Origin of the sequence: Enterococcus devriesei, from assembly GCF_001885905.1 — a bacterium.
In the GTDB taxonomy this organism is placed as follows: Bacteria; Bacillota; Bacilli; order Lactobacillales; family Enterococcaceae; genus Enterococcus_A; species Enterococcus_A devriesei.
The window spans coordinates 1-18,638 of record NZ_JXKM01000002.1 but is presented as its reverse complement, the minus strand read 5'-3'; the positions used below and the strand labels follow the sequence as shown (position 1 = coordinate 18,638).

At 40.4% G+C, this 18,638-nt stretch carries 25 protein-coding genes; 5 read left to right on the top strand and 20 right to left on the bottom strand.

All coding sequences use genetic code 11. The annotated features are described in order from the left end of the window. Nucleotides 1-26 precede the first annotated feature (26 nt). Entirely contained in the window at nucleotides 27-230 is a 204-nt protein-coding gene (locus RV00_RS02660; RefSeq protein WP_071861065.1) for a hypothetical protein, read from the bottom strand. Between the two features lie 112 nt (nucleotides 231-342). Next, nucleotides 343-1,263, bottom strand: coding sequence for an SDR family oxidoreductase (locus tag RV00_RS02655; protein ID WP_071861064.1), 921 nt, complete (start codon nucleotides 1,261-1,263; stop codon nucleotides 343-345). A 116-nt stretch (nucleotides 1,264-1,379) separates the two neighbouring features. Between RV00_RS02655 and RV00_RS02650 the strand changes: the two genes are divergently transcribed. Continuing rightward, complete coding sequence (locus RV00_RS02650) at nucleotides 1,380-1,958, top strand: TetR/AcrR family transcriptional regulator (protein WP_071861063.1); 579 nt, start codon at nucleotides 1,380-1,382, stop codon at nucleotides 1,956-1,958. A 14-nt stretch (nucleotides 1,959-1,972) separates the two neighbouring features. Here RV00_RS02650 and RV00_RS02645 read toward each other — a convergent pair whose 3' ends face one another. The 6 genes from RV00_RS02645 to RV00_RS02620 form a co-directional block, all read right to left on the bottom strand. Next, the gene (locus RV00_RS02645; protein WP_071861062.1) at nucleotides 1,973-2,632 is read right to left on the bottom strand and encodes an amino acid ABC transporter permease; all 660 of its coding nucleotides are present in this window, start codon (nucleotides 2,630-2,632) and stop codon (nucleotides 1,973-1,975) included. Further along, nucleotides 2,632-3,468 (bottom strand): transporter substrate-binding domain-containing protein, encoded by an 837-nt coding sequence (locus RV00_RS02640; RefSeq protein ID WP_071861061.1) that lies wholly within the window; start codon nucleotides 3,466-3,468, stop codon nucleotides 2,632-2,634. Before RV00_RS02640 ends, RV00_RS02645 begins: the two co-directional genes overlap by 1 nt. Before the next feature lie 215 nt (nucleotides 3,469-3,683). Beyond that, nucleotides 3,684-4,787: a lactate oxidase gene (locus RV00_RS02635; RefSeq protein WP_071861060.1), complete on the bottom strand. Its 1,104-nt coding sequence runs from the start codon at nucleotides 4,785-4,787 to the stop codon at nucleotides 3,684-3,686. A 165-nt stretch (nucleotides 4,788-4,952) separates the two neighbouring features. Further along, nucleotides 4,953-5,267: a DUF1292 domain-containing protein gene (locus RV00_RS02630; protein WP_071861059.1), complete on the bottom strand. Its 315-nt coding sequence runs from the start codon at nucleotides 5,265-5,267 to the stop codon at nucleotides 4,953-4,955. Nucleotides 5,268-5,282: 15 nt separating this feature from the next. Continuing rightward, a complete protein-coding gene (ruvX, locus tag RV00_RS02625) occupies nucleotides 5,283-5,711 on the bottom strand; it encodes a Holliday junction resolvase RuvX (protein ID WP_071861058.1) in 429 nt (142 codons plus the stop codon). After that, entirely contained in the window at nucleotides 5,708-5,977 is a 270-nt protein-coding gene (locus RV00_RS02620; RefSeq protein ID WP_010739601.1) for an IreB family regulatory phosphoprotein, read from the bottom strand. The genes ruvX and RV00_RS02620 overlap by 4 nt, the downstream gene beginning before the upstream one ends. Before the next feature lie 213 nt (nucleotides 5,978-6,190). Here RV00_RS02620 and RV00_RS02615 point away from each other — a divergent pair, with 213 nt between their 5' ends. Beyond that, complete coding sequence (locus tag RV00_RS02615) at nucleotides 6,191-6,658, top strand: TspO/MBR family protein (protein WP_071861057.1); 468 nt, start codon at nucleotides 6,191-6,193, stop codon at nucleotides 6,656-6,658. A 51-nt stretch (nucleotides 6,659-6,709) separates the two neighbouring features. Here the strand turns inward: RV00_RS02615 and glnA are convergent, their stop codons facing one another. Together glnA and RV00_RS02605 are read right to left on the bottom strand one after the other, a co-directional pair. Continuing rightward, nucleotides 6,710-8,050: a type I glutamate--ammonia ligase gene (gene glnA / locus RV00_RS02610; protein WP_071861056.1), complete on the bottom strand. Its 1,341-nt coding sequence runs from the start codon at nucleotides 8,048-8,050 to the stop codon at nucleotides 6,710-6,712. Nucleotides 8,051-8,097: 47 nt separating this feature from the next. After that, on the bottom strand, nucleotides 8,098-8,478 hold the full coding sequence (locus RV00_RS02605) for a MerR family transcriptional regulator (RefSeq protein WP_071861055.1): 381 nt from the start codon (nucleotides 8,476-8,478) through the stop codon (nucleotides 8,098-8,100). A gap of 192 nt (nucleotides 8,479-8,670) precedes the next feature. Between RV00_RS02605 and RV00_RS16350 the strand changes: the two genes are divergently transcribed. Beyond that, a complete protein-coding gene (locus RV00_RS16350; RefSeq protein WP_169818924.1) occupies nucleotides 8,671-8,844 on the top strand; it encodes a hypothetical protein in 174 nt (57 codons plus the stop codon). A 122-nt stretch (nucleotides 8,845-8,966) separates the two neighbouring features. Here the strand turns inward: RV00_RS16350 and RV00_RS02600 are convergent, their stop codons facing one another. The 5 genes from RV00_RS02600 to RV00_RS02580 all read right to left on the bottom strand — a co-directional run bounded on the left by RV00_RS02600 (nucleotide 8,967) and on the right by RV00_RS02580 (nucleotide 13,689). Continuing rightward, complete coding sequence (locus RV00_RS02600) at nucleotides 8,967-10,220, bottom strand: methionine gamma-lyase family protein (RefSeq protein ID WP_071861054.1); 1,254 nt, start codon at nucleotides 10,218-10,220, stop codon at nucleotides 8,967-8,969. Beyond that, complete coding sequence (gene hflX / locus RV00_RS02595) at nucleotides 10,192-11,448, bottom strand: GTPase HflX (RefSeq protein WP_084133212.1); 1,257 nt, start codon at nucleotides 11,446-11,448, stop codon at nucleotides 10,192-10,194. Before hflX ends, RV00_RS02600 begins: the two co-directional genes overlap by 29 nt. Then, entirely contained in the window at nucleotides 11,445-12,368 is a 924-nt protein-coding gene (gene miaA, locus RV00_RS02590; RefSeq protein WP_071861052.1) for a tRNA (adenosine(37)-N6)-dimethylallyltransferase MiaA, read from the bottom strand. The genes hflX and miaA overlap by 4 nt, the downstream gene beginning before the upstream one ends. Beyond that, the gene (locus RV00_RS02585) at nucleotides 12,365-13,099 is read right to left on the bottom strand and encodes a glycerophosphodiester phosphodiesterase (protein ID WP_071861051.1); all 735 of its coding nucleotides are present in this window, start codon (nucleotides 13,097-13,099) and stop codon (nucleotides 12,365-12,367) included. Before RV00_RS02585 ends, miaA begins: the two co-directional genes overlap by 4 nt. A gap of 74 nt (nucleotides 13,100-13,173) precedes the next feature. Further along, nucleotides 13,174-13,689, bottom strand: a complete 516-nt coding sequence (locus RV00_RS02580) for a hypothetical protein (RefSeq protein ID WP_071861050.1) — start codon at nucleotides 13,687-13,689, stop codon at nucleotides 13,174-13,176. Nucleotides 13,690-13,996: 307 nt separating this feature from the next. On the opposite strand from RV00_RS02580, the gene clpP reads away from it, so the two are divergent. Further along, nucleotides 13,997-14,590 carry an ATP-dependent Clp endopeptidase proteolytic subunit ClpP gene (gene clpP / locus RV00_RS02575; RefSeq protein WP_071861049.1) on the top strand — a complete coding sequence of 198 codons (594 nt, stop codon included), beginning with the start codon at nucleotides 13,997-13,999 and terminating at the stop codon, nucleotides 14,588-14,590. Nucleotides 14,591-14,648: 58 nt separating this feature from the next. Here the strand turns inward: clpP and RV00_RS02570 are convergent, their stop codons facing one another. The 4 genes from RV00_RS02570 to RV00_RS02555 all read right to left on the bottom strand — a co-directional run bounded on the left by RV00_RS02570 (nucleotide 14,649) and on the right by RV00_RS02555 (nucleotide 17,181). Continuing rightward, nucleotides 14,649-15,263 (bottom strand): DUF3788 domain-containing protein, encoded by a 615-nt coding sequence (locus RV00_RS02570; protein WP_249024049.1) that lies wholly within the window; start codon nucleotides 15,261-15,263, stop codon nucleotides 14,649-14,651. Then, nucleotides 15,229-15,885, bottom strand: coding sequence for a DNA/RNA non-specific endonuclease (locus tag RV00_RS02565; protein WP_211272364.1), 657 nt, complete (start codon nucleotides 15,883-15,885; stop codon nucleotides 15,229-15,231). The genes RV00_RS02570 and RV00_RS02565 overlap by 35 nt, the downstream gene beginning before the upstream one ends. Before the next feature lie 134 nt (nucleotides 15,886-16,019). Beyond that, nucleotides 16,020-16,964, bottom strand: a complete 945-nt coding sequence (locus RV00_RS02560) for an SPFH domain-containing protein (RefSeq protein ID WP_071861439.1) — start codon at nucleotides 16,962-16,964, stop codon at nucleotides 16,020-16,022. Next, complete coding sequence (locus tag RV00_RS02555; protein WP_249024048.1) at nucleotides 16,951-17,181, bottom strand: hypothetical protein; 231 nt, start codon at nucleotides 17,179-17,181, stop codon at nucleotides 16,951-16,953. The genes RV00_RS02560 and RV00_RS02555 overlap by 14 nt, the downstream gene beginning before the upstream one ends. A 155-nt stretch (nucleotides 17,182-17,336) precedes the next feature. Between RV00_RS02555 and RV00_RS02550 the strand changes: the two genes are divergently transcribed. After that, complete coding sequence (locus RV00_RS02550) at nucleotides 17,337-18,029, top strand: CPBP family intramembrane glutamic endopeptidase (RefSeq protein ID WP_071861047.1); 693 nt, start codon at nucleotides 17,337-17,339, stop codon at nucleotides 18,027-18,029. 21 nt (nucleotides 18,030-18,050) lie between these two features. Here the strand turns inward: RV00_RS02550 and RV00_RS02545 are convergent, their stop codons facing one another. Then, on the bottom strand, nucleotides 18,051-18,395 hold the full coding sequence (locus RV00_RS02545; protein WP_071861046.1) for a DUF1648 domain-containing protein: 345 nt from the start codon (nucleotides 18,393-18,395) through the stop codon (nucleotides 18,051-18,053). Nucleotides 18,396-18,638 lie beyond the last annotated feature (243 nt).

Below are 18,638 nucleotides of genomic sequence, written 5' to 3'. Positions count from 1 at the left end.
TCGACAGGTCTTTTACACTATCTCGACTAAAATTTTTTCAAAACATCAGACTCTGGGACATGTTTAAAGGAACATCCACGTTCTTCAACGAAAATATCATAGGAACGGTAGTTTATTCGGGAAGATCGTGGAAAATCAGCAAGCTCAATGACACCAGTTAAAATATCGTTTGCGACTCTAAATTGTACAATATCCTTCAGCGCATACTTCGAAGGCGGTATCTGTCCCATGGCTCACACATCCAATCTTTTTTCTTTCTTTTAGTCTAACAACTTTTTGAGTTAATTTTATATTTTACCGAAATTTGACATGAAAGCAAGAAAAAAGAATTATTAGCACGGGCTAATCAACAATCGTTGAAGAACGATGGTGTGTCTTTGGAGCTTTGATTGCTTGCGCATATTGCGCGACAAAATCTGTTAATTTAAAGGTACCTATTTTTGTATTGCGCTCCGTTAGATCACCATAGATCTGCTTAGGATCTTTTTGGTATTGGCTGCTGGTAACAAAAGCTTTCACGATTGCTTTAGGTACTTTTCTTTCTAACAAGCTTTGGGCAAATGCTTCATCGCTGATTGGGACAAAATGCAAATCCGGCAAGTTTGCTTCTTTGGCTAACGATTCGATAAATTCATCGATCGTAAACGTATCGCTAACGACGTAACGAACCGTAACCCCCTTTGGTACTGCCAGAATCAATGGCAATACTACCGCGGCAATGTCTTGCGGTGCTACGTATTTTCTGACCACATTTGCTGGTATGTTGGAATAGATTGCGTGCTGTTCTTTGATCGTCGACAAATCGCCGTATAAATTATTATAAAAGCCCACTGGACGAACAATTGCGATGTCAACATCAGTCATTTTTTTCAACTCTGCTTCTAAATAGTGATATGCGTGAACTGAACCTGCTTCGGGTCCGGCATCTGCACCAACACTGCTTAATTGAACGAGTTTATGAACATTCGCTTCGCTGATGGCTTGACGGAAAATTTTTCCTTGTTCCAATAATTCTTGATTCAGGTCACCACCTTGGCTGGCTCCTGAGACCATCAAGTAGACGACTTCCTTATTTGTAAATGTCTTTGTTAAAAACGATACATCCGTCATCGTTCCGACAGCCGCCTTCGCTCCTAGGGCCTCAATTTGCGGTACGCGTGCTTCACTTGAGGTGACAACAGTGACCTCATGACCTTGCTTGACCAATTCTGGTACGACGAAACGATTGATATTCCCAAGCGATCCAAGCAGTGCAATTTTCATAAAAAAACCTTCTCCCTTTTCTTAAAAGATAGCTTTATCTTTCAAAAACGATTATAAAAGATAGAGTTATCTTTGTCAATCTTGAAATCTTAAGACATTCGTTTTATACTGATTTTATGAAAAGAAAAGATGATACGAAACGCACAAAAATGTTAGATGCTGCAGCGGAAATTATTTTACAGGAAGGTGCGGCGGCGATTTCAACAATTAAAGTCGCAAAAGCAGTGGGCGTCGCTCAGTCCAACGTCTATCTCTATTTTAAAAATAAAAATGACTTGCTGTTAAACACCTATCAGCGAGAACTGAGTCGCATTCGGTCAGCCGGAGATACCTTTCAGTACTTTAACGATGCTGCTTTACCGATTGAACAACGAGTGGAAAGCTACGTCCATTCTATTTATGACTATGCGATTGAGCATCCCGACAGTTTGACGCTGATCGAGCAAATCAAAATGCTTAATCTTTCTGAAATGGATCTCTTTAACACGGATACTGTCGTTATCGACTTAATAACGGAAGCGATCCAACAAGGCTATTTGAAAAACTTACCGGTTAATTTACACATGGTAACGGTTTTTAATATTATGCATCGGCATGCCTTAAACCTAAAAGAAAACCTCTATAGCAAGGATCAGTATTCCTACAAAGAGATTTCGCAAATGGTCTTAGATGCGATAAAAGCCACGAAACGATAATCGTTTCGTGGCTTTTACGTATATTTCTTTTGAAAATAAAACTCCAAGCGACGTTGCAGATGACCAATCCCAATACACAAGATCCAATAAATCAATGCAACTAAAAGATACATTGATAAATAATCAAACGTTCGTCCACCAACGATCTTAGCCTTTTGGAAAATATCTGGCACTGTGATCATCGCCGCTAAAGAAGTGCCCTTAACCAAATCCATCGCCACATTACTCAAAGCTGGAATTGAAATACGGAGCGCTTGAGGCAAAACAATATAACGCATCGTTGGCAAAAACCGATTGCCTAATGCATAGGCCGCATCCCACTGTCCTTCATTAATCCCCGCGATCGAACCACGATAGATTTCACCGATAAAGGCGCTGCTAGTCAAACTAAAACAAATAATCGCCGCTACCACCGCATTTAACTGATAAGGCAAACCAAAATACAGCAAGAATAATAGAACCAGTGCCGGCGTCCCACGCAAAAAGGATAAATAGAAACGGACAAATACTTTTGCTGGTTGAAACGAAACAAAGTTCAGCACGGTCATCACAAGCCCTAATACATTGCCAAAGAAAAAAGCAGCGAGACTGATTCCTAAAGTGTATCCAATCCCGCTTAAAAGAAAGGGCAATGAATCAACCATCAGCTTAAAATCAATTGTTGGGATATACATTAGTCTGCTGAAACCTGCTCAGTCACTGTCTGTTTCGGTTTAACGGAGACATCGGTCCCGAAATACTGCTGGGAAATTTTTGCTAAGGTCCCATCGGCTTTTAAGTCTGCCAGTGCTTCATCGATTTTTTCTTTTAAAGCTTTTTGTTTTTTATCGAACAGAAAGCCGGAAGAATTGGCATTAAAATAGACATCTTCTAAAATTTTTACTGGAATGTCTGGTAAAGCAGCTACCGACATTTTTTGTAAATAATAGTCATTCAAGATCACATCGGTACGTCCATTCGCTACATCGGTCAAATATTGATCGTTGGTGGCATTGTCGTACGTTACCGCTTTAGCCCCATATTTTTCTGCAATCTTCATATAACTCGTATTCGGTTCCCCGGCTGCTTTTTTATCCTTTAAGTCCTTTAAGGAATGGATCCCTGAATCGTCACTTTTTCTGACGATCATGCTATCAAAGGAATACTTGATTGGCGAAGACAATGAAAATTTCTTCTCCCGCCCTTTTGACATCCCAAAATCATTGGCAGCAAAATCAGCTTCTCCGCGATTGACGGCCGTCACTTGACCATCTACATTGTATTCTTTAAAGTTGATTTTTAGCTTCAACTTTTTGGCGACTGCTTTAGCGACATCTACATCATAGCCCACTAATTTATTCTCATCATTATAGTAAGAAGACGGAAATAATGTCCCTGATGTAGCAACTGTCAACGTTTCTTTATCCGCAACCTTTTTCCAACTCTCATCCTTGCTAGCTTGACTACTACCACAAGCGGTAAAAATCAAACTTGCCATTAACAACGTTAAACCTATCCACCATTTTTTCATCGCTATCGACTCCATTCAATTATTGAGACTTTAAATCTTGCTATAGTTATAACACATAAAAAAAATCAGCTATAGAAAGTTGCCTATGAAAAACAGCGCTAACACAGTATTCCAATTACTTCTTTGTGTGATAATACAATTATTTAATAACTACAATTATTTTGCGCAGATAAAAAGAGCATCCGCTAAGCCGATGCTCCTGTTTTGATATTTGATTATAAATAGCGATTCTCTCTTAAAACTGTTTTTTTGATATCCGCCACCGTCTGAGTCCCAGCCAGTTGCATCACCATCTCTAATTCCTTTTTGAAAAACTCAAAGACTTGTTGGACGCCAGTTACTCCTCCAAGCGCCAGCCCATAAATAACCGGCCGGCCAATCGCCACTAAATCCGCTCCCGAAGCCAATGCCTTAAAAACATGCTGCCCGCGACGTATGCCGCTGTCAAAAACGATCGGCACTCTCCCAGCAACAGCTTCGGCGACATATTGCAAAGAATCAAAAGAAGCGGGTCCCCCATCTAATTGACGCCCGCCGTGATTTGAAACCCAAACTCCTGATGCACCTGAACCAATTGCCCGTTCTACATCTTCCTCTGATTGAACACCTTTAACATAAACTGGAAGATCAGAGTTGCTAGCGATAAATTCAACATCTTTCGGACTCAACTTTTGCTTTGAGGAGCCATAGACCGCATCCATCGTCTGACCGATCCCAGATTGATAAGCTTGCACAATTGGCATTGCTAACGGAAAGGTAAAACCATTCCGGCGATCCGTTTCACGATTACCGCCAACTGTCGCATCGGCAGTCAACACGATCGCCTTCGCACCATTTCGCTTTGCCATCGCTAAAATATCGCGATTGATGCTATCATCTTTACTCATATAGAACTGGAACCATTGGGGCGCATCTGCCCCACCAGCTTCACGAATTTCTTCCAACGTACAAGACGCATAGGAACTTGCTGTATAAATTGTTCCAAAACGTGAAACGCCTTTAGCCGAAGCCTTTTCAGCCGCTACATTGGCTAACCCATGAGCCGCAACAGGTGCCATGATAATCGGCACTGACAATTTTTCTCCCGCAAATTCTATTTTCGTATCTGGTAATTCAATATCTTCTAGTACATGGGGAATAATCAGCTTATGATTAAAAGCCCTTTCATTTTCTTGATAAGTAAAAACATCTCCGGCCCCGCTGCTAATGTAGCCGTAACCACCTTTAGGAATGACCTCTTTAGCACCCTCTTCTAGATCAGTCATATTAATAAAATCAATTGCTCCCTCTGCTGTACTTGCTTGATAAATTTTTTCCATCTGAATCCCACCTTCAAAATAATAACGTTTACATTGTTGATGTTACGCTACCTACGAAGTAGTGACAAATGATTTGTTTACAGTCATTTTTTTGTTAGTACGCGTAAAAATAATTCAGTAAAATAAAAAAACCGAACCTATAAAAGGTTCAGCTTTCTAATTTACTTATTCTTCTTCAGCCATGAATGTATTGAAGACTTCTTCAATCATATCCCATTCAGCGTCTGTTTCGATTTGTTCCAATTCGCCTTCGCTGCCGTCTTCGTTTTCAACGTAAGCGTACGCTTGTAATTCAACGTCTTCATCCTCAGGTGCCCCAGCTGGATATAATAAGACATAATTGCGATTGAATTCTTCTTGACCATCGATCGTCAAAAGAATTTCGTATAAGGTTTCATTTCCTTCATCATCCACTAAAGTAATCATTTCATGTTCGTGATCATGATCGTGATTGTGATCGTGTGTGTGTTCGTGTGCCATTGTCATTCCTCTTTTCTAAAGTTTGTTGCCCGCCCGATCCAGATAATTCTGTAAGATCATGACAGCTGCAAGTTTATCAATAACTTTTTTTCGTTTCGAACGTGAGACGTCCGCTTGTTCAACTAACATCCGTTCCGCTTGAACGGTCGTTAGTCGTTCATCTTGAAACTCTACCGGTAAATCAAAGAGCTCTTTGATCTTGTCCGCATAAGCCATCGAAGCTTCTGCACGCGGTCCGATTGTATTGTTCATATTTTTAGGAAGCCCGACAACAAATTTCGTGACTTTGTATTCTTTGACTAATTCACTTAAACGTTCAAAGCCAAACTTCCCTTTTTCTTCGTCGATCCGAATAATCTCGACACCTTGAGCCGTCCAACCAAATGGATCGCTTACCGCGATTCCAACAGTCTTTGAGCCAACATCTAGGCCCATTACTCTCATCGAATATCTATACCGTGATCTTTCAAGTAATATTTAACTAACACTTCCATGACTTCATCGCGTTCATGACGACGAATCAAGTTCCGTGCATCTTGATAACGAGGAATATACGCAGGATCGCCTGATAGTAAATAGCCGACGATTTGGTTAATCGGGTTGTAGCCTTTTTCAGCTAAAGCATTGTAAACAATCGTCAATGTCTCGCTAATTTCTTTCTTACGATTATCATCAAAATCAAAACGGACTGTTTCATCTGTGTATCCCATTTTCTCACACCTCTCCTTGGTATTATCAACAACTATATTTTACTAAAAGAAGACAAAACTTACAAATTTTGCAAGCTGCCAATCTCTTGGCTTTAGAAAATCTTCCGAATTATTATAACACGGTTTAAACTTGAACAGGTGCTTTTTTCTTAAGCATCTTTTTTTCTTTTGGACTAAAGGCTCGGTATACTAGTTAAAAAGGAGGAAAAAAATATGTTAAATAGATTTTTCAAGTTATTGGCCTGTATTATTGGAGTTGAATTGGTCGGCTCGCTTTCCGGCTTTTTCGCAGGTGATATTCCAGCAGTCTATGCTCAATTAAATAAGCCGCCCTTCGCTCCTCCTGGCAGTATTGTAGGAATCGTTTGGACGGTTCTATATGCATTAATTGGTTTAGCCTTATTTTTAATTATCGACAGCAAAGAAAGACGGAAAAAAACAATCGCCTATAGTCTCTTCGGAATTCAATTAGTCTTAAACTTCATTTGGAGTATTATCTTTTTCGGCGGCACCTATTTTTGGATTGCCTCGTTTATTAGTTTATTCCTTCTGATCTCTATCGTTCTTAGTATTCGTGAATTTCGCTTCTTTTCTAATACAGCAGTGATTTGTTTTATTCCTTATCTGTTGTGGATCATCTTTGCGACCTATTTATCTTTTGGATTAGCTATCTTAAATTAATTGGATTAAAAAAGCGCTTGAGGAGCTCCTCAAGCGCTTTTTGTGTTTGGATTAGTAAAGCTCTAAGTATTGATCGCGTTCCCACTCTGAAACAGTTTGACGGAAGGCTGCCCACTCCATCCGCTTCGCTTCATTGAAGTTGGAATAGATATGATTGCCTAATGCGTCAACCATGATTTGGTCTTTACGTAATGCTTTAATGGCATTATGGATCGTAGAAGGCAAGTCATAGATTTCTGCTTCTTTTCGTTCTTCTTCAGTCATCACGTAAATGTTGCGATCGACTGCTGCTGGCGGTGTCAATTCATTGCGGATACCATCTAAACCGGCTTCTAATAAAACAGCCATTGTTAGATATGGATTTGCTGCTGGATCGACTGAACGTAATTCTAAACGAGTGGATAAGCCACGAGATTCTGGAATCCGAATCAATGGTGAACGGTTGCGTCCGCTCCAAGCCACATAAACAGGCGCTTCAAAACCAGGAACTAAGCGTTTATAAGAGTTAACGATGGGGTTACATACTGCCGTATATGCACGCGCGTGCTTCAAAAGACCCGCTAAGAATTGGTATGCTGTTTTACTTAATTTCATTGGACCATCTTCATCGTAGAAAACATTGCCTTCTTCATTAAATAAAGACATGTTGCAATGCATACCAGAACCGTTGATTCCATAAAGCGGTTTTGGCATGAAAGTAGCGTGTAGACCATGTTTGCGAGCAATTGTTTTAACAACCAATTTGAACGTTTGGATATTATCGCAAGCTTCAATCGCGTCTGCGTATTTGAAGTCGATCTCGTGTTGACCAGGGGCCACTTCATGGTGTGAAGCCTCTACTTCAAAGCCTAAGCTTTCAAGTTCCAATACGATGTCACGACGACAATTTTCTCCTAAATCAGTTGGAGCGAAATCGAAATAGCCACCTTTGTCATTTAAATCTAAGGTTGGATCGCCATTTTCATCCATTTTGAATAAGAAGAATTCTGGTTCAGGCCCTAAGTTAAATGAAGTGAAGCCAAATTCGTCCATCCCTTTTAACACACGTTTTAAGTTTCCACGGGGGTCTCCAGGAAATGGTGTTCCGTCTGGGCTGTAGATGTCACAGATTAAACGTCCTACTTTGCCATGATCACTTTCCCACGGGAAGATCATCCAAGTAGACAAATCAGGGTACAAATACATATCACTTTCTTCAATCCGGACGAAACCTTCGATTGATGAACCATCAAACATCATTTTGTCATCTAAAACTTTGTCCATTTGACTAACGGGTACTTCAACGTTCTTGATTGTTCCCATAATATCGGTAAACATTAGACGTAGAAAACGGACGTTCTCTTCTTCGACAATTCGCTTAATATCCTCTTTACTTAGATCTTTTTTCGGCATAATATCTAATCCCTTCTTCGCTCTTCATTTTTTATATTCCACAATCGCTAGAGTTTCGGCCCTTGCGCTTGGTATGGATTTTGTTGATGTAACCCGCCTTGTGTTAGCATTTCGTCATAAAAAATACGTCGAACATCTTTATCCGTTAACGGTGGCTTTTCTTTAGCGGCTTTCACTTCTTCTTGACGCATTTGATAAACGTGCTTGATGCCCGCCATGTTCAAACCATCGGATAAATAATCTTTAATTTCTAACAGTACATCAATATCATTAAGAGAATACATCCTACGGTTTCCTTCACTGCGCTCTGGATGAATCAATTCCTGTTCCTCATAGTACCGGATTTGTCGCGCAGTTAAATCTGTCAACTTCATAACTGTACCAATTGGAAAAACAGCAAGCGAACGACGCAATTCTTTTTCCCGCATAACATTTCCTCCTTGTTTTTTGATGTTGAAAAAAGGATACCAAGCGTTAGACCAATTGTCAAGGGTTAATGTCAGATTTTCTTACATAAGGCTTTTAATGTTCGTTTTTTAGTGTTCACCCGTGTCAGATCAACATTTCGTTAATGATCGCAAACTTGCTATACTAAGAATAAATGAAAAGAGGAGAAAAAGATGTTTTTTGAACGTGGCGAACTCGTGGAATTAAAAAATAAAAAAAATCCTTTGGCTGGGTTTATTGGTCAAATCATTCACTATCAAGCAGACACACAAAAATATTTAGTCCAATTTAGCCCCGATCAAAAAAGCTATTTCACCGAATCAGAATTGGAATCAAAAAAGGCCTAAAAAAGGATCTGTGACAGTAAAATGGCACAGGTCTTTTTTAGGCAATCAGTATCTCAATTGTCGCTTCTTTTGAAAAGATCGTTAATTTTCTTAAGCCAAAAACATCGTCGCAAGGTCTTTATCTATTGGTGATACACTTCATTGACGGCATTCGCTACCGCAACCTTAACATGTTCAAAAGTCAATCCGCCTTGCAAGTACAACGAATACGGCTCTCTAAGTGGGCCATCTGCGCTTAATTCAATACTTGCACCTTGAATAAAGGTTCCAGCTGCCATGATGATATCATCTTCATAGCCAGCCATGTAAGAAGGCACAGGCGCAACATACGCATCGATCGGCGAATATTTTTGAATCGCTTGGCAAAATTGAATCATTTTCTCACGATCGCCAAAATCAATCAGCTGGATCAAATCCGTTCGCGGCTGATCCCATTTTGGTGTGGATTCTAAATCATATTTAGCTAATAGCGCCGCTGAAAAAATCGCGCCTTGAATCGCTTGGCTGACCACATGAGGCGCTAAGAAAAAGCCTTGTAGCATGTCAAAGACGCTACCTAGCATTGCGCCGCCTTCCGCACCGACACCCGGGGTTGTTAAGCGATAAGCACAACGTTCGATCAATGCTTGCTTGCCGACAATATAGCCGCCGGTTTTGGCAATGCCGCCGCCGGGGTTTTTGATCAATGAGCCGGCCATTAGATCCGCGCCTACTTGGGTTGGCTCCATTAATTCGGCGAATTCGCCGTAACAATTATCGACAAAGATTACAACATTGGGTGCGATACTTTTGACATAGTCACACATCTCTTTGATCTTTTCGATCGTAAATGAGGGTCTTGAAGCATAGCCTCGTGAACGCTGGATCGCTACGACCTTCGTCTTAGTGGTAATTTTTTCCTTAATTCCAGTAAAATCGACGTTCCCATCGGCTAATAAATCGACTTCATCGTAACCAATTTGGTATTCCTTAAAAGAACCGATTCCGTTTCCCTGAACACCGATCACTTCTAACAAGGTATCATAAGGGGTACCTGTAATATACAGGAGGTCATCACCCGGACGCAGCACCCCAAAAAGTGAGGTTGCAATCGCATGGGTCCCCGAAACGATTTGCGGACGGACCAGCGCCGCTTCTGCGCCAAAAGTTTGGGCGTAAACGGCTTCTAAAACATCCCGACCTTGATCATCATTGCCATACCCGGTTGACGGTAAAAAATGTGTTTCTGAAACATGATTTTCTCGGAAAGCCGTTAAGACCTTCGCTTGATTTGATAATGCGACCTCACGAACCTCTTGCAGTCGTTCTCCGATTTGTTGATCGACTTGATCGATCTTTACTACTAGCTCAGGCGCCAGTTTCGTTGTCCAATTCATCTTCCATTCTCCTAATCCAAAGAGACTTTTTCTTAGCGAAGCCCCGCACGATATATTTTTCCTGCTCTTCGTCAAAGTCCTCGCTTAAAACGAGGGTCTCTCGTTTCATTTCACTTAACGCTTGCCCTTCATCGGCCCCTAATGTAATCAAATAAGGCTCAAGCAAATTCATAATCTCCTGTTTGATAGCGTCAGCCAGCAGATCTTTTCCTTTAAGGGATTTAGCTGAGATCAAAACACTAGGAAACAAAGTCGGCGCAAATGAAAACTCGTCGATCCGATCAGCTTTATTATAAATCGTCAAGATTGGAATATCGTCCATTTCAAGCTCTTTCAAAAGCTCTATGACTGTCTTTTCTTGTTGTTGTCGATCTTCTGAGCTGGCATCAACAATGTGCAATAGCAGATCCATCCCTTTACTTTCTTCTAAAGTCGAATGAAAAGCATCAACTAATTGCGTCGGCAGATCTTGAATAAATCCCACCGTATCAGTGATCGTCGTCTCCATTCCTTGAGGCAAGTGCCAACGCTTGGTCAAAGGATCTAATGTGGCAAATAGCTGATCTTCTGAATACGTATCCGCATTGGTTAATAGATTTAAGATCGTGGATTTCCCAGCATTTGTATATCCAATCAGCCCCATTTGAAAGACACTTGATTGCTGGCGCTTCTGTCGACTTCTTTCACGATGAGCCTCGACTTCTTTCAACTCTTTTTTGATGGCTGAAACACGGCGACGAATGTGGCGACGATCCGTCTCTAGTTTTGTCTCACCAGGGCCACGCGTGCCGATTCCCCCGCCTAAACGAGAAAGACTCTGACCCTGTCCCATCAGACGAGGCAATAAATAGTCTAATTGGGCCAACTCAACTTGCAACTTGCCCTCTTTTGAACGAGCTCGTTGCGCGAAAATATCTAAGATCAATTGAATCCGGTCAATAACCGGTACGCCGATCATTGCTTCGATCGTTTGGCTTTGCCGCGGTGATAAGGCATGGTTAAAAATGACCAGCTCCGCTTCATGAGCGTCTACCAACTCCGCTAATTCCTGCACTTTGCCCTTTCCGATAATCGTTTGTCGATCAATTTTTGGACGTTTTTGCGTTAATGAATGAACGATTTCACCATGGGCTGTTTTGGTTAGTCCAGCCAGCTCATGCATCGATTCTAAATAATTGTGTTTACTTTCATCTGTCTCAACGCCGACTAGGATGACTCTTTCTGTCAATTCGTTTCCTCCTCTAACCATTTTTCAATCGTGTCTTCAATTTCATGAAGTCTTTCCGGCTGTTGGACCAGATCATACCAATTTACCGACATCCGATTGCGAAACCATGTTAATTGCCGCTTAGCATAGCGTCTGGAATGTAATTTTATTTCTTCAAGAGCAGACTCTAGGGTAACGTTACCCGCAAAATAAGGAAATAATTCCTTATAGCCAATCCCTTGAGCGGCTTGAACCTCTGGCGTATCGGCTAATTTTTCCGCTTCAGCTAGTAAGCCTTGCTCCACCATAATGTCCACACGTTGATTAATTCGTTGATAAAGTATTTTTCGATCCGTATTTAGACCAATCAAGAAGCTATCATAAAGCTTTTGTGGCTGCTCTTTCGGTGCTAAGATGGAGTGTCCCGTCAATTCAAAGACTTCCATAGCACGAATCACTTTTTTACGATTATTGAAATGAATTTTTTCTGCGGCTAATGGGTCGATTGCTTGCAATTGCTGCCACAACGCTAGATTGCCATTTTTTTCTGCGAAGGCTTCATGCTTTTCTCGCAGCCCAGTATTTTCTACTTCTCCTTCACGTCCCAACTTGTAATCCCACAATAACGATTGGATATAAAGTCCGGTGCCGCCAACTACAATCGGTAATTTCCCACGTCGACTGATATCTTCAATCGCAAGACGGGCTTCGTGCTGAAAATCCGCGGCCGAATAACTGTCATGAATCCCACGGACATCAATTAGATGATGAGGAATCCCGGCCATTTCTTCTGTGGTAACTTTCGCTGTCCCAATATCCAAACCGCGATAAACTTGCAAGGAATCACCACTGATGATCTCGCCATTGAAGTGCTGGGCTAAATCGATACTCAAACTCGTTTTTCCGACAGCGGTTGGACCGACGATTGCGATGATCTTCATTGCTTGAACCTACTTCTAGCACGAATCGCTTTTTCTGGAAAATCGGTAATGATCCCGGCAAATTTTTTTTCAAAACAACTCATCATCGTTTCGTACAAATTAGGCGTCCACGGACGAAGCGACTTTTCAAAAGTTTTAACGATTTCAGGGTTTTGTTTGATCCAATCGTAGCTTGGATGCAGACCTTCAATAAAAGGCGAATCCAAAACTAGCTGATACTTATCAAGAGCATTTTTTTGAATCAAATCATATTGTGCGTCTGGTTCGTATTCATGCATGATTTCTAAGGAATCAAGATTAAAACTCGCGTACCAATAAGTAAAAGGCCATTCTTTGCTAGTCATTACCGCTGATATTTTTTCTTCAATTCCCGGATAATGAAATTTATTCGTTTTGATTTCAATACATAAAAAGCCACGAAAACGCATTTGCAGCAATAAATTCAAGACTTCCTGCAACGTCGAAATTTTTGTCGCTTGATATTTTTTATCAAACCAGCTGCCGGCATCTAGTTCTTTAATTTCTTCTAATGTCAATTCACGAACCAACCCTTTACCGTCAGTCGTTCGATCGACGCTTTCATCATGAATGACTACCAGCTGTTGATCGGCCGTCAAATGAACATCCAGCTCGATGCCATCTGCTCCGCTTCTAACAGCTTCCATAAACGCCGGTAATGTATTTTCAGGATGCGTTCCTGCACTACCGCGATGGGCTATAATTACTGTCATCTATCCTCACCTCGTTGTAATCACAAAATTAACTTATGAATCCTTGGTTGAAAAGCGGTGACCGCTTATTTTTATTAAGACGCCTTGAAATAATGCAAAGGCTGCTTCGTTGAACGAGCCAACTGCTGTCTTTTTTCGTCTAAAATTTCTAATAACTGTTCTGAGAAGGTCTCCATGACCACCCGGCCGCCTTTGTATGTGTAGCCGCCGATTTTAACTGTCTCTTCAGGTGATAAAATAACTTTTCGATGAGAAATATTTTTAAAAAATTCTTCAATCATGTAATTAGGTAAATAAAAATTATTTTGTGCCGTGAATGAGTTCAAATAAATGAAATCATCAATAGTAATATAGCAATCATCAAAGGAGTTAAAAGATACATAATCTTGCATCAAAACGTTACGCTTTGATAAAATCTCATTAATTTTCTTGTTCAATAAATTAATTGTTTCGATTTCTTTGACCTTATGCTCCAGTTCTCTTTCACGATGATGCTGTAAATCAATATACTTTAAAATTGAAAAGACTGCGATACCGGTAATACACGCGCCGATTAATACACCAATAAGTCCAATAAGTGCGATTTCCACATTTTCCCCTCCTAATTCGTTGATAAAAATATTTTTTTCAAAAATAAGACTGCGATTCAACACACTGTTCATTTCGCCAAGTCATTTGGGTCTGCATCACAGCAAAAAAAGGAACGATAATTCTTATCTCTGCGTTATTAATAGTACCATATTTTCCCGTTTCTAGGATAGTTCGAGCCAAGCAAAAAACACGAATCATTCTATTTGACCAAGACTGACCAAAGTTGTATACTTTTTTTAGGTTTTAGCAATCAAACCCTGTTTGTGCTAAAATAAATATGATCAATATTTTTAAGGAGGACTCACTATGAACTTAGTTCCTACAGTCATTGAACAATCATCTCGTGGTGAACGAGCTTACGACATTTATTCACGTCTATTGAAAGACCGCATCATTATGTTAAGCGGTGAAGTAAACGACGATATGGCCAATACCATCATCGCTCAATTACTCTTCTTGGATGCCCAAGACTCTGAAAAAGATATCTATCTTTACGTTAACTCTCCTGGTGGTAGCGTTACTGCTGGTATGGCGATTTTTGATACAATGAACTTTGTAAAAGCAGATGTACAAACAATCGTTCTTGGAATGGCTGCTTCAATGGGCAGCTTCCTATTAACAGCTGGTACCAAAGGCAAACGCTTTGCTTTGCCGAATGCTGAAATCATGATCCATCAACCTCTTGGTGGCGCCCAAGGACAAGCAACTGAAATTGAAATCGCAGCACGTCATATTTTGAAGACGCGCGAGCGCTTGAACAACATTTTAGCTGAACGTACTGGTCAACCTCTTGAAATCATCGAAAGAGATACCGAACGTGATAACTTCATGACCGCCGAAGAAGCAAAAGCTTACGGCTTGATTGATGAAGTAATGGAAAACAGTAGCTCATTAAGCTAATTTAAAAAGCCGAAGAAAATTTTCTTCGGCTTCTTTTTTTTGATTCTTTTTCAATTATTTAATTCTTTTTCTTAGCCATTCCCGCCCTTAAATCTGCAAAAGCTAAGACGTCCTGTAGAATTTTTTCATTTGTTACTTCAAAGGATAATGCTTTTCCCAACTTACTAGCTGCAACAGTTTGATAAAGTCTTTTGGTATAGTCGTCACAGAATTGAAGTAAAACTTCCGCATCAGCCAATTCCTGCGAGTTTAATGAAATCAATACTGTAAAATAACCCGCTTTTGGATATACCGTACACAATGATTTCCCGCCTTTCTTAAACTTGAGATTCCAGCCCTTCCAATACCCATTTCCCATCGAACAACTACTATAAGCTAGTTTAGGCTCAACCTGATAGGTGGTTTGAAGGCTATTAATCAGCTTTTCCCATAAAGGATTCGCAATAAATGTGCTGACTTCTTGATCCAAAGGTTGTTGGTCCTCGTTAAATCTTTGATCCCATTCCATCTTAACACCAACTTTCTCGACAATTTCTATAGGTATTATTTTACTTGATAAATCATTTTTCCGCTTGTCTCCCAGTGCTTTTTTACTAAAGTCAAAAAAAGCTGAAGCATTATTTACTCCAGCTTTTGTTCTATTCTTTTTGCGAATAGCCATTTTGATAATCATTCTTAATGCCATCCTGCACATTGTAAATGAAGAGGTTAAACGAAATCTGGTCGTCTTCAATGCTTTGGGCTTCCATCTGTACGCCGCGAGCGACTAATTCATCCCCTTTAAAATAAGGTGTCACACGATAACGGACATGATGATTGGTTTTTCGAATATAATTTCCAATCTCGATTTCGTGATCATTCATCCCGGGATCATTCAGCGAGGCCGTGCCGGTCATTAGATTCTTGAGATTATTGTTCTCACCAGAAAACTGATAAGCGATCAAATGCGCCCGATTATACAAAGGCTCGTCATTGTAAAACTTCTGACGCCAACCCGTAGGCTTCACATACAAACGCTCCCGCTCTTGGTGCGGCATCAGGTCTTTGCCTAACATACCATTAGCAGTACCTACGCGGTTCAAGTGATCCAGATCGGAAAAACGCGTCCACGTTCCATTATCCAACGAAAGATCACTTTTGGAAAATGCCGGTTGATTACGATTCAACTCAATCGTTTGGTGGGTTCCATCATAATCCGGTATTTCTGACAGCTGACTAACAGCTACTTCTTTAGCCGCCTGATTTGTTTCGTTATTAGGCTTTACTTGCGAGTAAACGCCATAAATCCCCGCCAATAGCACAACAATTGCTGAAATAATTTTCGGGGTTTGTTTCTTTGCTGCGATGTTGCTTCAACTCCTAGCTCGTAAAAATAGTTGGTCCATTTATCCGTCTTGGTATTTTACCACAACTTTTACTGCGGATAATCTTATTTCGTTTGTTGCCAAATTTCTTTGATTGCTGGCACATTGCCCAGCTCCGTCAAATTACTTGGCATAATGACGGTGTTACCATTGTTTTCAACGACATGCTTGAAGGCTTCGATCCCTAGATAAGCGATCATTTCATCGGTCAAATTACTTTCGGCAATCGCTTGGTTGATTTCTTTGATCCGCGCCGTTTCCGCCTCCGTCAACTTTCTAATTTTCTCAGCTTCGGCGGCAGCGTCGATCCGCGTTCTTTCAGCTCGAGCATCGGCATCGATCTTGGTTTGTCTTGCCCGCGCTTCTGCGTCGATTTGCATTTCAGAAGATTTGGCTTCCGATTCTAAAATAACGGATTGTTTCTTCCCTTCAGAAATCGTGATCAGTGATTCTTTGTCACGACTAGCAGTAATCAGCTTATTCATTGAGTTGACGATTTCATCTGAGACCGAAATCTCCCCGATATTGATCCGGTCAATCGATAAACCATAACCGGCTGTAATATCTTTCACACTTTCATACAGGTTGACATTGATTTCCTCTGTTCCATTTAACACTTCATTCAATTCCATCTTACCAATGATGCCTCGTAGATTGGATTGACAATCTTGGATCATCGAAGTAACAGAATTTTCATTGTCATATACAAAAGCACGAGCATCGGTTACGTGGTACTTGATGGCTTCATCGATCTCAACGATTACGTTGTCCCGAGTAATCACACTTTGCGGCTCGATTTGGATCGGCGTTTGTTTTAGCGATACCCGACGACGCACGACGTAAAGAATCGGAATCAGAAAATGCAGCCCTGGATCGATCGTTTTGACATATTTACCAAAACTTTCTACAACCTTGACTTCCCCTTGCTGTACGATCACCACTAATTGACTTAAAATAAACAGCGCAACGATAATCACAATCACTAATAAAATAATATTAAATACTACCAACATAATTCACATCACTTTCATCTCGATTATTATTAATAACGACTAACAGTTCCCGGCTAGTAAAATCAACCACTTCCAGCATGTCTTCAGGCTCGGGAGGCCCGTTTAACACTTTATAATCATACCAACTGCCAAAAATCCGAACCAGTCCAGTAATTGCTGAACTTTTGCTGCGAAAACATTTTCCCATCGTTTTCTGCATTTGATAATCTGCCACCCACTCAACTCCTTGTCCTAGTCAAAAATACTTAAATAGTCTATACAGTTTAGTATAGCAAACCCTCCACGAGAGATTTGGCTTTTTTCAAATTTCTTATTACTTTACAGTTTTATAGATTTTTTTTAAGATAACAATAGACTGGAGGCCTTTTTATGGAAACAACCAAAAAACAATGGTGGGGACTTTTGGTCGTCCCACTTGAATTAATGATCGGTGATCTGCTCTTTCCACTTCTTAAGATCGATCAAAATCCTAAAGTAAGTCTAATTGCTTCAACAATGTTATTTGTTATAGGCTTTCTTGTCATGCTTTATTTATTTCACGATTTTCTAAAAGCCCAATGGCAAGTCTATCGGCAAAAACTTTTCCGGCATTTATTAATCAGCATTGTCCTAGTCGTAGGTGCTTTTTTGATTCTCAGCATCGTTCGCGGCTTAATTCCTAGCAATCTATTGCAGCAACGAAATACTTCCGCTACTGATGCAGCCCCATCGTTAAATGCTAGTTGGGCTGTTTTAGCCGCCGTAATGCCATTTATTGCGCCTTTTGCTGAAGAACTGACCTTCCGTTATTTGCTTTTCGGCAAGATTGCCAATAAGGCTTTGCGTTTTGTGATGCTGTTTGGTCAAGGAATTCTATTTGGCTTGGTCCATTGGAACAATTTTAACGGTAACATTTATGCCATGATTCCTTACATGGTACTTGGAATTTATTTAGGCTTGATTTACTGGTTCTTCAAAAATATTTGGGGCTCCATTATGGTCCACTGGATGCTGAATACGATGAATTCTATGCTACCAGCACTACTTCTATTTATTCTTAGTCTATTCGGCATTCAAACTTAATCCTCCATTGTGAGGATTTTTTTATTCCAACAAACGAGCATACAAGAAAAAAATGTAGGCGCCCATGCACCAAACGAATAGCTGACAAGCGATCAACGCCACTTGATTAATTCGTTTTTGCCCAGCAGTTGCGGACACTTCCCACTCCTTATTCTTGCCGTACCCAGCTCCTGCAAGTATCAGCGCGATCGCAGGCAAGGTAAAAATCATGATTTTATTTCCCCAATTACTCACGGTCCAGTCAAACGCGAATTGTATCGGAATTCGTTCAGGCAAACGAGTATAAAAAAGACTTGCCAAAGCAAAAAAAGTTAACGCAACCCCGAAGCCCAAGCGAATCGACCACTGATATGTTCTTCCTAACACTTTCTCACCTCCTGTATTTAGCCCATAGTATATTCCTCACACAAATAGAACTCCAGAAGATTTCAAGTCCCTAAAGTCAAAATAGTTTATAGGATAAGTTCCTTCATTAAAGTAAACATACTTTTTCTTTATCTCTGATTTTAAAATATTCTTTTTCGCATAATTTCTTTTTTGGACACAAAAAAACCAACGCTCAGCCACAAACGTTGGTTTGATCAGGTTTTATAACCTAAGCGGGTGACG

Coding starts and splice junctions, on each gene's coding strand:
- RV00_RS02660 (WP_071861065.1), bottom strand. CDS start 230: ATGGGACAGATACCGCCTTCGAAGTATGCGCTGAAGGATATTGTACAA.
- RV00_RS02655 (WP_071861064.1), bottom strand. CDS start 1,263: ATGAAAATTGCACTGCTTGGATCGCTTGGGAATATCAATCGTTTCGTC.
- RV00_RS02650 (WP_071861063.1), top strand. CDS start 1,380: ATGAAAAGAAAAGATGATACGAAACGCACAAAAATGTTAGATGCTGCA.
- RV00_RS02645 (WP_071861062.1), bottom strand. CDS start 2,632: ATGTATATCCCAACAATTGATTTTAAGCTGATGGTTGATTCATTGCCC.
- RV00_RS02640 (WP_071861061.1), bottom strand. CDS start 3,468: ATGAAAAAATGGTGGATAGGTTTAACGTTGTTAATGGCAAGTTTGATT.
- RV00_RS02635 (WP_071861060.1), bottom strand. CDS start 4,787: ATGGAAAAAATTTATCAAGCAAGTACAGCAGAGGGAGCAATTGATTTT.
- RV00_RS02630 (WP_071861059.1), bottom strand. CDS start 5,267: ATGGCACACGAACACACACACGATCACAATCACGATCATGATCACGAA.
- ruvX (WP_071861058.1), bottom strand. CDS start 5,711: ATGAGAGTAATGGGCCTAGATGTTGGCTCAAAGACTGTTGGAATCGCG.
- RV00_RS02620 (WP_010739601.1), bottom strand. CDS start 5,977: ATGGGATACACAGATGAAACAGTCCGTTTTGATTTTGATGATAATCGT.
- RV00_RS02615 (WP_071861057.1), top strand. CDS start 6,191: ATGTTAAATAGATTTTTCAAGTTATTGGCCTGTATTATTGGAGTTGAA.
- glnA (WP_071861056.1), bottom strand. CDS start 8,050: ATGCCGAAAAAAGATCTAAGTAAAGAGGATATTAAGCGAATTGTCGAA.
- RV00_RS02605 (WP_071861055.1), bottom strand. CDS start 8,478: ATGCGGGAAAAAGAATTGCGTCGTTCGCTTGCTGTTTTTCCAATTGGT.
- RV00_RS16350 (WP_169818924.1), top strand. CDS start 8,671: ATGTTTTTTGAACGTGGCGAACTCGTGGAATTAAAAAATAAAAAAAAT.
- RV00_RS02600 (WP_071861054.1), bottom strand. CDS start 10,220: ATGAATTGGACAACGAAACTGGCGCCTGAGCTAGTAGTAAAGATCGAT.
- miaA (WP_071861052.1), bottom strand. CDS start 12,368: ATGAAGATCATCGCAATCGTCGGTCCAACCGCTGTCGGAAAAACGAGT.
- RV00_RS02585 (WP_071861051.1), bottom strand. CDS start 13,099: ATGACAGTAATTATAGCCCATCGCGGTAGTGCAGGAACGCATCCTGAA.
- clpP (WP_071861049.1), top strand. CDS start 13,997: ATGAACTTAGTTCCTACAGTCATTGAACAATCATCTCGTGGTGAACGA.
- RV00_RS02570 (WP_249024049.1), bottom strand. CDS start 15,263: ATGATTATCAAAATGGCTATTCGCAAAAAGAATAGAACAAAAGCTGGA.
- RV00_RS02550 (WP_071861047.1), top strand. CDS start 17,337: ATGGAAACAACCAAAAAACAATGGTGGGGACTTTTGGTCGTCCCACTT.